The organism is Methylocaldum gracile, from assembly GCF_053646815.1.
Genome location: NZ_CM132196.1, coordinates 2930352 through 2942219, shown reverse-complemented (window position 1 = coordinate 2942219; position 11868 = coordinate 2930352). Strand labels below are relative to the sequence as shown.

11 protein-coding genes are annotated in these 11868 nt (G+C 59.5%); 5 read left to right on the top strand and 6 right to left on the bottom strand.

The annotated features are described in order from the left end of the window. Window positions 1-62 precede the first annotated feature (62 nt). Entirely contained in the window at window positions 63-1055 is a 993-nt protein-coding gene (locus ACWJJK_RS12905) for a M28 family peptidase (protein WP_156880999.1), read from the top strand. Window positions 1056-1114: 59 nt separating this feature from the next. On the opposite strand, the gene ACWJJK_RS12900 is transcribed toward ACWJJK_RS12905, so the two are convergent. The 3 genes from ACWJJK_RS12900 to ACWJJK_RS12890 all read right to left on the bottom strand — a co-directional run bounded on the left by ACWJJK_RS12900 (window position 1115) and on the right by ACWJJK_RS12890 (window position 2508). Next, window positions 1115-1489 (bottom strand): helix-turn-helix domain-containing protein, encoded by a 375-nt coding sequence (locus ACWJJK_RS12900; protein ID WP_133717290.1) that lies wholly within the window; start codon window positions 1487-1489, stop codon window positions 1115-1117. Between the two features lie 62 nt (window positions 1490-1551). Next, window positions 1552-1944, bottom strand: coding sequence for a ferritin-like domain-containing protein (locus ACWJJK_RS12895; protein WP_156880998.1), 393 nt, complete (start codon window positions 1942-1944; stop codon window positions 1552-1554). Between the two features lie 63 nt (window positions 1945-2007). Continuing rightward, window positions 2008-2508: a DUF1269 domain-containing protein gene (locus ACWJJK_RS12890; RefSeq protein WP_086135571.1), complete on the bottom strand. Its 501-nt coding sequence runs from the start codon at window positions 2506-2508 to the stop codon at window positions 2008-2010. Window positions 2509-2869: 361 nt separating this feature from the next. Here ACWJJK_RS12890 and ACWJJK_RS12885 point away from each other — a divergent pair, with 361 nt between their 5' ends. Next, window positions 2870-4276, top strand: coding sequence for an MBL fold metallo-hydrolase (locus ACWJJK_RS12885; protein ID WP_156880997.1), 1407 nt, complete (start codon window positions 2870-2872; stop codon window positions 4274-4276). 226 nt (window positions 4277-4502) lie between these two features. On the opposite strand, the gene ACWJJK_RS12880 is transcribed toward ACWJJK_RS12885, so the two are convergent. Continuing rightward, entirely contained in the window at window positions 4503-5684 is a 1182-nt protein-coding gene (locus ACWJJK_RS12880) for a cytochrome-c peroxidase (RefSeq protein ID WP_454128149.1), read from the bottom strand. A 364-nt stretch (window positions 5685-6048) separates the two neighbouring features. On the opposite strand from ACWJJK_RS12880, the gene ACWJJK_RS12875 reads away from it, so the two are divergent. From ACWJJK_RS12875 to ACWJJK_RS12865, 3 genes are read left to right on the top strand one after another with little or no spacing between them, the layout of a single operon-like run. Continuing rightward, entirely contained in the window at window positions 6049-7251 is a 1203-nt protein-coding gene (locus ACWJJK_RS12875) for a thioredoxin domain-containing protein (protein ID WP_156880995.1), read from the top strand. 26 nt (window positions 7252-7277) lie between these two features. Then, window positions 7278-7712 carry a DUF1232 domain-containing protein gene (locus tag ACWJJK_RS12870; RefSeq protein WP_156880994.1) on the top strand — a complete coding sequence of 145 codons (435 nt, stop codon included), beginning with the start codon at window positions 7278-7280 and terminating at the stop codon, window positions 7710-7712. Continuing rightward, window positions 7705-8607: a ZIP family metal transporter gene (locus tag ACWJJK_RS12865; protein ID WP_156880993.1), complete on the top strand. Its 903-nt coding sequence runs from the start codon at window positions 7705-7707 to the stop codon at window positions 8605-8607. The genes ACWJJK_RS12870 and ACWJJK_RS12865 overlap by 8 nt, the downstream gene beginning before the upstream one ends. A 166-nt stretch (window positions 8608-8773) precedes the next feature. Here ACWJJK_RS12865 and ACWJJK_RS12860 read toward each other — a convergent pair whose 3' ends face one another. Both ACWJJK_RS12860 and ACWJJK_RS12855 read right to left on the bottom strand, forming a co-directional pair. After that, window positions 8774-10189: a L,D-transpeptidase family protein gene (locus tag ACWJJK_RS12860; RefSeq protein ID WP_454128147.1), complete on the bottom strand. Its 1416-nt coding sequence runs from the start codon at window positions 10187-10189 to the stop codon at window positions 8774-8776. 682 nt (window positions 10190-10871) lie between these two features. Further along, entirely contained in the window at window positions 10872-11858 is a 987-nt protein-coding gene (locus ACWJJK_RS12855; protein WP_156880992.1) for a dihydroorotate dehydrogenase-like protein, read from the bottom strand. Window positions 11859-11868 lie beyond the last annotated feature (10 nt).

Here is an 11868-nt window from a genome sequence, read left to right as displayed (position 1 = left end):
TATGCCTGTCTTGAAAGCGGAATTGGAGCCGTGCAGTTCCACGGTTGTCTGGAGTGTATTGCATGGATGTCCGAAATCGTTCGCCCATGTCGGTTTGCGGAGCAATCGTACTAGCCTGGGCATGCTTTCTGGTGATTGCACTCCGGTTCTGTCTGGCGGAGCCCTCGTTTGCCGGCACGGACGAGGCCGCGCCGCCTACCATCGATCCCGGGCGCCTGGAAGCCGATGTCCGAACCTTGTCGGAGATGCTAGGGCCAAGGAATGCCGGTCATCCGGATAATCTCGATCGCGCGGCATCGTATATCCGTTCGGCGTTCGAGCAAGCGCAGGGCAAAACCGCGGACCAGCCGTTCCGGGTCGGCCGAACGACTTACCGCAATATCATGGCTAGTTTTGGCCCGCCGTCCGAGGAGCGGATCGTCGTCGGCGCACATTACGATACGGCCGGTCCCTATCCCGGAGCCGACGATAACGCGAGCGGCGTCGCCGGATTGATCGAACTGGCGGGACTACTGGGCAAAGCCGATCTCGCAATCCGGGTGGATCTCGTAGCCTATACCCTGGAGGAACCGCCATTTTTCAGGAGCGAGCACATGGGGAGTGCCGTGCATGCCCAGTCGCTCAAGGCGAAGGGGGCGAACGTACGCGCGATGCTTGCGCTCGAAATGATCGGCTATTTCACCGATGCGAAAGACAGCCAGTCATTTCCCGCGCCGGGACTTTCGCTTTTCTATCCGACCACCGGAAACTTCATCGCCGTCGTGGGAAGGATAGGGGAGGGACGGCTGGTGCGAAGTATCAAGAAGGCGATGTCCAACGCCTCAAGCTTGCCGGTGCATTCGATCAATGCTCCGCGCTTTCTCCCGGGCGTCGACTTCTCGGACCATCTCAATTATTGGGAAGCAGGCTATCCGGCCGTAATGATCACCGATACGGCTTTCTATCGTAATCCGAACTATCATGCCGCCACCGACACGCCCGACACGCTGGACTACCGGAGAATGGCCCAAGTGGTAGCGGGAGTCCATGCCGCAGTGCTCGAGCTCGCGCGGTAGACCTTCAAATTGCCGATGCGTCAAACGACCGCATCCGCTTCGCATGGTGGAGGCCTTGACTATACCGTGCGAAGGATATTTTCCAGGTGCACGCCTAACACTTCGGCAATACGCTTGAGCTTGTCGATTCGGCATGTCGGCCGTCCCCGGTCGACAAGGGCAACGAACGATTCCGTTATGCCAGCCCGCTCGGCCAGTTCCTCCAGCGTCAGCCCGCGGAACTCGCGCCAGATCCGGATGGCGTTCTCTCCGGCCAAAAGGCGCGCCTTCAAGTCGTCCGGAAGTTGTTCTTCGCCCGGCACAAGCCGTTCCTCGGTTTTGACGTCGGACGCCATGTCCGTCGCCAATTCGGCCAGTTCCACGAGGGACAGATAGTCGTCATATGGAATCATCGCCCATTTCGCGCCGTCCTTTTCAATGATTTGCACGTCCATTCCTAGTCTCCTGAATAGCGGTCTCGTTCTGATTTGATCGGAGGTAATGCTTTACCTTCGCCTTAATGAAGGCAACGTTCGAAGGCGCGTAAATGACGATCGCGGGAGGCGGACCGAAGGTTTTCCAAAACCCGGCGAACATCCGGTTCCGGGGTAGCGGCAAGCAGGCGGTCGTACATCGCCATATTGTCTATCTCGGCCTCGACCGCGCTGCGGCAGGCCTCTTCAACCGTATCCGGCGCTGTCACGCGCTCAGGCCAGCGGTCTTCCGGCACGGGTATGCCATAGCGTTCGAACAGCGAGAGCAGGGCAGCGGCATGCCGCGCCTCGGCTTCGACGATGTTAACGAAGGGACGTATCGGACCGAACTTTTCGATGACTTTTCGATAAGCGGCGAGCGCCTTGTATTCGTCATCGAGCGCTTCGGTCAGGCGGTCCTTCAAGCTCGAATTCATGAACATTTCCTAAAGTGGCGGGTGCTGAGTGGCCAGACCATCGCATATTCCGACCGCAAAGCCCTAGGGGAAGGTATGCGGGTCGGTGCCTTCGCACTCGGCCTCGGGATGGTGTTTCTTGATGATGGCCTCGATTTCTTCTACGCGATCGCGGGGCACGTCGATCATCAGCAGGAATTCGCCTTTTTCCATGGCCTCCTGGAATTGATCGATCCGCCGGTTACCGATGCTGCTGCCGACCATGCTCGACATCAATCCTCCGACCCCCGCGCCGGCCAAGGTAATCGCAAACAGCGCTCCACCGCCCAGAACCAGTCCCGTGGGCAAGGCGATCGCCACCAGCCCGGCCAAGAGTCCCGTCGCGCCGCCGAGTGCGACGCCCTGTTCCAGGGCCGGAAGGAAGTCGGTCTTTTGCAGGAAAGTGGCTTCGGGCAGATCTTCCAAAGGCGTGCCGCGTTTGGCCAGTACGTGGATGTGGCGTTCCTCGATCCGCGCCAGCAACAACTCGTCCACAATCTTTTTGGTAATTTCGATGTTCGGTACCAAGAAATAGATGCGTCGCATGATTCTTGCTCCAGTTCTGATTAGGGATGTTGGACTAGCCGACCAAGGCGGCGGCCGACAATGCCGGAGTAAACCCGGCGGTAACGGGCCGAAAGCTTCGCATTGGGGTAGCAATTAGACTCGATTTCAGGAAGGAAATTGCGTAACGGTTATGCGATTGCATCATCTCGAGGCTGGCGAAAAAGGCCGCGTTAGAGGGGGATCGGGAAAGCCCGGCTTATTGCCAAAAAGCTTCCGACGACTCATGAAAACCACGACTCTCAGTCAAAGGGCATGCGCAACCGAAAGGCCGATGGGGGATCATTGCGTCGACGGGTGGTGTCCAACCAGATGCAGCACGCCAACTCAAGAGGAGGTCTCCATGTTCTTCAAGCAGTTCTATCTCGGCTGTCTCGCCCACGCCTCTTATCTCATCGGCGATGAAGAGACGAAAACCGCGCTCGTCGTCGATCCCCAGCGCGACATCGAGCAATATCTGGAAGAGGCGCGCCGGGAAGGTTTCGAGATTCGCCATGTGTTCCTGACCCACTTTCACGCCGATTTCATTGCGGGACACCTGGAACTGCGGGATCGTGTCGGCGCCAAGATCCATTTGGGGGCGAGGGCGGATGCCGAATATGCGTTCATTCCGCATCCCGACGGCGATACGCTCGAATTCGGTCAGGTCCGCCTGAAGATCCTGGAAACACCCGGCCATACCCCCGAAGGTATCTCGATCGTGGTTTACGATCAGGTCAAGAGCAAGGAGATTCCCTATGCCGTGCTGACGGGCGATACGCTGTTCATCGGGGACGTGGGACGCCCCGACCTTTTGGCCTCGTTCGGCGTTTCGGCCGAAGACCTGGCCGCGATGCTTTACGAGTCTCTGCACGAAAAGCTGTTGCCCCTGCCGGACGAAACCTTGGTTTACCCGGCTCACGGCGCGGGGTCCATGTGCGGGAAAAGTCTCAGCACCGACCTGTTCTCCACCATGGGAACGCAGCGCCGGTACAACTACGCGCTCAAACCCATGAGCAAGGAAGACTTCATTCGCCTGGTCACGGCGGGCCAGCCGGAAGCGCCGAAATATTTTTCCCATGACGCGGTACTCAACCGCAAGGAGCGCGCAACCCTCGAAGAAACCCTGGCGACCGGGCTGAAACCGCTCTCGCTCGACGCGGTGCTCACGATGAAACAGGCCGGGGCGCAGCTTCTGGACGTGCGCGAGACGGCGGATTTCGCAGGGGCGCACCTGGCGGGCAGCGTGAACATCGGCCTCGGCGGCCCTTATGCCACTTGGGCGGGCACATTGCTCGATCGCACTAGGCCCATCGTGCTCATCGCCGAACCCGGCCGCGAGCAGGAAGCCGCGATGCGTCTCGGCCGAATAGGTTTCGACAATGTCGCGGGTTATCTCGAAGGGGGCATGGAAGCGCTGGAGCAGCGGCCGGATCTCATCCGGCGGACCGACCGGATCGCAGCCCCGACCCTGGCGGAAAAGCTGGCCTCGGCGCAGCCGCCCCTGGTTCTCGATGTGCGTACCGAAAACGAATGGCAGCAGAAACGCATCGGCGAAAGCCTCAATATCCCGTTAAACCGGCTCGCGGAACGGAGCGGCGAACTGCCCCGCGACAGGCCCATCGTGGTCCATTGCGGCACCGGCTACCGCTCGTCCATCGCCACCAGCTTGCTGGAAGATCAGGGATTCGATAATACGATCGATCTCGTGGGCGGTTTTAATGCGTGGGAGAAATGCTGTCCCAGTAACATCACCGGTGGAACGGGTTAGAGCATTTTCCGGTTTTCTGTAGCGCTTCCCCAAGGTGTAGGTCGGCAATCCCTTGCCGACGAAGACGCTCGGTCGGAGCACGGCGTCGGGAAAGGATTCCCGACATACGGGGCGGCAGGGTGGTCGGCAATCCTTTGCCGACGAACCGGGTCGGCAAGGAACGTTGTCGGCAAGGGATTGCCGACCTACGCGCTTCCCGTACCGCTAAACCGTGGTGAAAAACGCGCTACTTGCCACGCCTCCATTGGAGCGGGCGATATCCGTCGGTCAGGGTGTTCAAGAAGGCAACGAGGTCGTCCATTTCCCGTTCGGTCAGTCCCAGGTTGCCCAGTTCGTCATGGTTGACATTGTCCGCTATCTCGGGGGCGGGCCAGCAACCTTGCTTGAGGGCATCGCGCTCACGGGGCATGGCGTCCCGGCAGGCGGGCTTGACGTCCCGGTTGTTGTAGAACTCGACCACGCCACGCAAGGTCTGGAAATAACCGTTGTGCATGTAGGGACCGGTTATCGCGATATTGCGAAGGGTCGGGACCTTGAACTTCCCGTCCTCGGCAACGCTGCCGACGCTGGCGCCCAGGCCCCGGTCCGCGAAGTCGCGGCCGGCGGAATTGAACTCGGGCGGCAAGGCGTAGAAGGGATTGTCCGGATTCTTTGGAACGCCCAGGTTGTCATAGGTGAAATCCGTGAACAACGGCGGGGAATCCTCCTCCGACGGCCGGTTGGGATGGCAGGCGGCGCAATTGCCCTTGGCGGGATCCTCGTACACCTTGAGCCCCCTGAGCTCCCGCGGGCGCAATTTGACCTTTCCGGCCAGATACGCGTCGTATTTCGAGCTGAAGCGGTTGAATGCACGGATATTCTCGAATGCGGCGATCGCGTCGGCGATGAGATCGTAGGCCCGTTCGGTGTCATCCAGGGCACCCCGTCCATACACTTCTTCGAACAACCGGGCATACGAGGCCTGACGTACCTTTTCCACCACGGCAGTTCGACTCGGATTGGCCATTTCGACCGGATTCAGGAACGGCTGTTTCGCCTGTTCTTCCAGAGTCGCGGCGCGGCCGTCCCGGAATTGGCCGCCTACGAACAGCCCCTCCTGTTCGTCGTAGTGGAATGCCGGGCTGAATGCGGCATACATGACGGTGGGAGTGTTACGGCTGCCGAACCGTCCCGAAATCACGCCCTCGGAGGTGGGAATCCTCTTGTCCGGGTCGGTGAATGCGCGTTTGGGCTCATGGCAGCTGGCGCAGGATTGCCCGGCCGGCGAGGAGAGACTGGCGTCGAAGAACAACTCCCGGCCCAGTTTGGCCTTCGGCGTGAGCCACTGGCCTCCGGGCAAGGCTTGATCGTCGGCTGCGGCCTGAATGGCAAGGAGCGTGAATACGGTGCCCCATGTTTTGACCTTCATGATCATCCCTTTTGTTTTTCGTAATGAGAAGAATTCTCATTTGTAATCATCGTCGAGTCAAGAATCCATCCCATGCAAATACACACAAAACTCCGTTTCGAAATGGAACCCCATGGAGGTGCGTGCGGATGCTCGAATGACGACCGACCTCTTTCTGACGGCGCATGGCGAACATTCGGCTTTTCTTGGCTATAACCGCTTTCGCTATTTCAGAAATCGGGCAACCGCGATGTCATCCTTCTGAGCAAGTGTGCAAGCCTTGATTTATTCGCGCCAGTCCGTGAACTCGTCGTATAGTTCAGGGAGTCGAGAAGTCGAAGCTGTTGTAGGAGGTTGATCGGTGGTGCGACCCAGCAGGAACTCGGTGTGGCTACTTTTTCTGATTGTTTTCTCGCTGCTCGGCGCGGTTGGGTATGCGAACGGTGCCGAATCGGAAGAACGTAAAGTCGATGTTTACTTTTTCTGGAAGGACGGCTGTCCGCATTGTGAACGCGCAATGGATTTCCTCAGACGATGGGAAGGCGAAGAGGCGAGAGTTCGTGTTCATTATCTGGAAATCAGCCGTTATACCGGGAACTACGATGTCTTTTCTGCGCTGGTCAGGCAATTCGGAATCGAGCGCCCGGGGGTGCCTCTGACCGTGGTTGGTAAGACATACTTCGAAGGGTACGATGACGACTCGACGACCGGAGCGGAGATCCAGTCGGCCGCAAAGGCCTGTCAGGAAGTCGTTTGCAGGGATCTCGTATGGCCGCTGTTGACCGGCATACCGGAGACACCGGCCGAAGATCTTCCGCAGCCTGTCAAGAAAACGCCGAAGGTTCTGAAATTGCCGATATTCGGAGAAGTGACCATCGGCCAGGTCTCTCTTCCCGTGCTGACTTTGATGCTCGCGGCCGTGGACGGCTTCAATCCGTGCGCCATGTGGACCTTGCTTTTCCTGATCAGTCTGCTGGTGGGATTGCGCAACCGGTTTCGGATGTGGGTGCTGGGCAGCGCATTCATCGTCGCCTCGGCTGCGGTTTACTATCTGTTCATGGCGGCCTGGTTAAACTTGCTGCTTTTTTTCGGCATGCTGCTCTGGATTCGCATCTTGGTGGGAACGCTGGCGCTGGGCGGCGGTACTTATTACCTTCGCGAATATTTCGTGAATCCCGAGGCTATCTGTAAAGTGACCGCACCCGAATCGCGGAAGCGCGTTTTCGAGCGGCTGCGTTCCCTGGCCAGCGAGCGGCGCTTCCTGCTCGCGCTGGCGGGCATTATGCTGCTTGCCTTTGCGGTGAACCTGGTGGAACTGATCTGTTCCGCCGGAATACCGGCTATTTATACCCAGGTGCTTGCTCTGAGCAACCTGCCGACATGGCAATACCATGCTTACCTCGGCCTTTACATACTGGTGTTCATGCTGGACGACCTCTTCGTGTTTTTCGTCGCCATGCAGACCCTGCGGGTGACCGGGCTGACCGGGACATACGTGCGGTATGCTCACGCCATCGGCGGCGTTGTGCTGATCGCCATCGGCTTGCTGCTGCTGTTCAGACCCGAATGGCTCGCTTTCTCGGTCTAGGCCGCTGACGGAAGGGAGGGATACCCGTGGATGAAGAAGACCGGAACGAACTGAACGAAGCTTTCTTCAAGCGCAACGGCGGGAAAATCACGGATCGGCATTTCGACCGCATCATCGAAAAGGCTCGCGAGATCGAGAACAAGGTCAAGAAGATTCCGGCGCTGTATCAGGTCTGGCTGGATATCCTGCTCTGCCTGGAATTGATCCGCGATTACCGATCGGGGACATACCGGGATATCGCGGCCTGGGCGATCGCCGCCGTGGCCTTCGGTCTCCTGTATCTGATCAACCCGGCGGAGTTGATCCCGGATGTGATCCCTATCGTCGGCTATCTGGACGATGTGGCCGTCATGGCGCTGATCTTGAAGCTCGTGAAGGTCGAACTCGAAAAATACGCGGCTTGGCGAAAGGCTCGCGACGAGTATCAGGAAGCGCTTTCCAGACTTTTCGCTGATGAGTGACGCAGCGAGCGATTTTGCCTCCCTTGCCGCGAACGGCGACCTATCGGCCTTCGGCATGTATGTTCAAGCCCACTTTTCGACCGTTTCCCGCTGGTTCGCCGAGCGTGCCCACATTCTGCAAGCCCTTCTCGCCTCGTTGTTCACCTGGGGAATGACCGCGCTCGGCGCCGCCCTGGTGTTTTTTACCAAGCGGATGAACCAAAAGCTGCTTGATGCCATGCTGGGATTCTCGGCGGGAGTGATGTTGGCCGCGAGTTACTGGTCTTTGCTCGCGCCCGCGCTCGATTTATCGGAAGGCTATGGCCGTTTTGCCTGGCTTCCGGCGGCAACGGGATTCGCCCTCGGCGCTTATGCGCTGAGTCTTTGCGACTGGCTGTTGCCCCATTTCCAACTCGGCGCAGCGATGCAGACGGAGGAGGGGGTCGTCACGACCTGGCGGCGTACTATGCTGCTGGTGCTCGGCATCACCCTGCATAACATTCCCGAGGGGCTGGCCGTGGGCGTGGCCTTCGGCGCCTTGGCCTGCGGTTTGGATACGGCCAGTCTGGGCGGTGCGATTGCCTTGGCGATCGGCATCGGTCTGCAGAATTTTCCGGAGGGCGCGGCGGTGGCCATGCCCTTGCGCCGCGTGGGCTGGTCGCGGCTGCGCAGCTTCTGGTACGGGCAGCTGTCCGCCGTGGTCGAACCGGTCGCCGCCGTCATAGGCGCCGCCGCCGTATCCGCGTGCTTGGCCATCATGCCTTATGCGCTTGCCTTCGCGGCCGGGGCCATGATCTACGTGGTGTTCGAAGCGATAATTCCCGAGTCGCGGGAACGGGGCAACACCGACATCGCCACGCTGGGGGCCATACTCGGTTTCATTGTCATGATGATTCTGGATGTGGCCTTGGGCTGAATGGGGTTGAGACATTTGGATCAAGCCAAGCGGAGAGGATGCGCAGGGCAGTCTCGGTATCCGGAAGCACGCGCAATATCAGTTCGTTACCAATGCGAGTCGCCGGGCGACCGCTTCGTCTACTGTCGTATCCGAAGCGGTGTCTTCAAGCATTGCATTCACGACGTCATCTGCTCCTGAGCCGCTCGTCGCCTCGATTGCCGTTTCCTCCGGTACCGTCTTCAGGTTGGTCGGTCCGGCTCCGATATGTTCGGAAAACACGTTTCCCGGGTGGCAGGTTTGGCGGGCGACTTAGCTGCCTGCTCGCTTTTGGCGGCAAGATGCGCCCGTCCAGTTCCAGATCGACCTTGAGACGCTTCACGGCGGTTTTGGCGGCCTTGGCGTTGGCGAACGGCCCCGCTATAACCTGATGGCGTTCGCCGCTCGGAACAACTTGTGCCGGTATCGGAGGACCCTGATGATTGAGTATGGCGGCGAGTCGCTGCGCTGCCGTTTCGCTGGACATGACGGCGGCGGACACGTACCAGCCGTTGCTGGCTTTCCGCGCCGATTCGGGTTGTCCGAACCACTTGTCGGGTCGCACGATAGGCTGCGCCCCCGCGAGTACTGCATCGATAGGCGGTGTTCCCGCGGCAATCGGTAGCGGAATGCCCAGTCCTTCTTGGAGAATGCGTTCGATCTTTCCCCAATCCAGGGGCTGGTTCTGATCCTGCTCCCACTTTTTAAGATTGGCGCGGACGGTTTTCTTGAGCGATTTTTCGTTTAATTCCTCATGGCTCCGGTAAGCCTGCAGGTAGACTACCCCGTCACGCCAGCCCACGAGATAAGGCTGATTGACGATATACACCGGCTCGTTCAGTGGAATCTGCGAGTACAGCTTACTGGCGTCCTCCGGATACAGGCGGATGCAGCCATTGCTGGCTCGAAGCCCGACGCTATAAGGCTTGTTCGTGCCGTGAATGAGATACATCTGTCGGTTCAGGTACAGGGCATACTTGCCCAGGGGGTTGTTAGGTCCATGCGGCACTGCGGCCGGCAAGGGATCCCCCCAGCGGAGGTGGTCGTCTCGGATGTTCTTTGTCGGATACCAGGTCGGGTTTTTGATCTTTCGGGCGATTCGCATTGCCCCGCTGGGAGTCGCTCGCCCTTCCCGGCCGATACCTATGGGATAAGTGACAACCTCGGCGCCGTTTCCCTTGGCCGGAAAATAGAACAGCCGCATGGCGGCGAGATTGATGACCAGACCCCGCCGCGGCGCCCGCGGCAGTACGAACTGCACCGGGATCAACGCTCTGCCGCTCGCGTCCGGTAGCCACGGATCGAGCTCGGGGTTTGCCGCGACGATCTCTTCGTATCCCAATCCGAAGTGCCGCGCGATATCGGGAAGCGTGTCCCCTTGCTGAAGCGTAATCACTCCGAACGACCCGACTACCCCTTCGTCCTTGGCGACAGAGAATCGGTGCTTCTCCAACGACGCGATCGGTGGGCTCGCAACAGGCGCCGACTCTTGCGCCGGTTCCTCCATCGGCTCCTTGATCGGAGGCGGTAACCAGCCCCACTCGCCATGCCAGTGATTTGACATCTCTTGCATCGGGCGATAGGCGCATGCAGATAGTCCACAGCAGAAGCCCAGGATAAGAATCAGCCCCCGCTTACGGCGCCGTGGCTGATGCGATGCCCACGGCTGCGAACGCTCCACAGGAACATTCAATCGTGCTTCTCCTCTCATGCCGGAGGTATCGGCCGAATTCGGACCATTTTCCATGAGTGCAACAGGCATGCGGGTCGGCTACCGCGGCAAACACTAACTCTGTCGCTCCTCAAATGTTTGCGCCACAGCAAACATTTCGACGCATTAGACCTAAACGGCGGTGCAGAAGTGCGATAGAACGGAGACGATGCTGTTGGCCGGGATGACTATTGCGAATCGGTGAGGGTCGTGGCCGATACTGTGGCTCGATTTAAGGAATCTCTGATTAAGTCCTTCGACAGGCCCTTCGACTTGGCTCAGGACAGGCCCTTCGACTCGGCTCGGGACAGGCTTGTCGAACGCTCTCCTGAGCCTGTCGAAGGGGCATGAACGGAATCCACTCGTTCAGAGCTTCCTTAAAAATATCTTGGCTTGTTCGAAAAATGAAATTGGCGCTCGAAGTAGGTCGGCAATCCTTTGCCGACACCTGCTGAGTCTGCGTCGGCAAAGAATTGCCGACCTACTTCTGGTCCGGCCTCGGCTCCCTCGGTCTACCTGGAGGCCGCGCAGGCCATCAGTAGCTTTCCAGTATTTTAATGTAATTGGCGCGTTCGAAGGCTCCCGGATTCGCTACTTTGGCGCGGCTCATGATGCCGCGCATGGGTTCCAGTGATTGAAACCCGCGCTGGTCCATCCAGTCCCTCAAACCGTCCACCAGCGTGCCGGCATAGTCCGGACCGTTGCGCAGCAGGGCGGAGGCGACCATCACCACGTCCGCGCCGGCGAGGAGATACTTGATGATTTCGACGGCGCTTTCCACGCCCCGCGTCGCCGCGAGCGAAGCCTTGAGCCGGCCGCGCAGAAGCGCGATCCAGAGCAGGGGCAGGCGAATCTCCCCGGCGTGACTGAGGGAGAGGGTCGGAGCGACCTCCAGGTTGACGATATCGAGATCGGGCTGATAGAAGCGGTTGAACAGGACCAGGGCATCGGCGCCCTCGGCATCGAACTGCCGGGCGATATGGCCGAAGGCGCTGAAGAAAGGGCTCAGCTTCAGCGCCACCGGAATGGAGACGGCTTGCTTGACCATCCGCAGGATGTCCAGGTAGCGCTGCTCGACCTCACGCCCCGAGACATCGAAATTCGCTTCGATGCCGTAGATATTGAGCTCCAGGGCTTTGGCGCCGGCCTCCTGCAGTTGCCGGGCGTATTCGATCCAGCCCTCGCCGGTCACACAGTTGAGGCTGGCGATGACCGGAATGTCCACGGCCTCGGCGGCGCGCTGCACCAGGCTCAGATAGCTGTCCGGGCCGACACGGAAATCGCCCACGTCGGGGAAGTAGCTCAGCGACTCGGCATAACTTTCCGACGGGTGATCCATCAGCTGAACGAACGCCATCCTTTCCTGGCGGATCTGCTCCTCGAACAGCGAGAACAGGACCACCGCCGAGACCCCGCCGTCCTCCAGCCGGCGAATGCCGTCCAGCGTCTCGGAAAGCGGCGAGGCCGAGGCGACCACGGGATGATCGAGCTCCAGTCCCATATAGCGTGTCTTCAGATCCATGCGGGCTCCC

What these genes read in the sequence shown, in the direction of transcription:
- ACWJJK_RS12905 (WP_156880999.1), top strand. Translation starts at nt 63, where the DNA reads ATGGATGTCCGAAATCGTTCGCCCATGTCGGTTTGCGGAGCAATCGTA.
- ACWJJK_RS12900 (WP_133717290.1), bottom strand. Translation starts at nt 1,489, where the DNA reads ATGGACGTGCAAATCATTGAAAAGGACGGCGCGAAATGGGCGATGATT.
- ACWJJK_RS12895 (WP_156880998.1), bottom strand. Translation starts at nt 1,944, where the DNA reads ATGAATTCGAGCTTGAAGGACCGCCTGACCGAAGCGCTCGATGACGAA.
- ACWJJK_RS12890 (WP_086135571.1), bottom strand. Translation starts at nt 2,508, where the DNA reads ATGCGACGCATCTATTTCTTGGTACCGAACATCGAAATTACCAAAAAG.
- ACWJJK_RS12885 (WP_156880997.1), top strand. Translation starts at nt 2,870, where the DNA reads ATGTTCTTCAAGCAGTTCTATCTCGGCTGTCTCGCCCACGCCTCTTAT.
- ACWJJK_RS12880 (WP_454128149.1), bottom strand. Translation starts at nt 5,684, where the DNA reads ATGAAGGTCAAAACATGGGGCACCGTATTCACGCTCCTTGCCATTCAG.
- ACWJJK_RS12865 (WP_156880993.1), top strand. Translation starts at nt 7,705, where the DNA reads ATGAGTGACGCAGCGAGCGATTTTGCCTCCCTTGCCGCGAACGGCGAC.
- ACWJJK_RS12860 (WP_454128147.1), bottom strand. Translation starts at nt 10,189, where the DNA reads ATGTCAAATCACTGGCATGGCGAGTGGGGCTGGTTACCGCCTCCGATC.
- ACWJJK_RS12855 (WP_156880992.1), bottom strand. Translation starts at nt 11,858, where the DNA reads ATGGATCTGAAGACACGCTATATGGGACTGGAGCTCGATCATCCCGTG.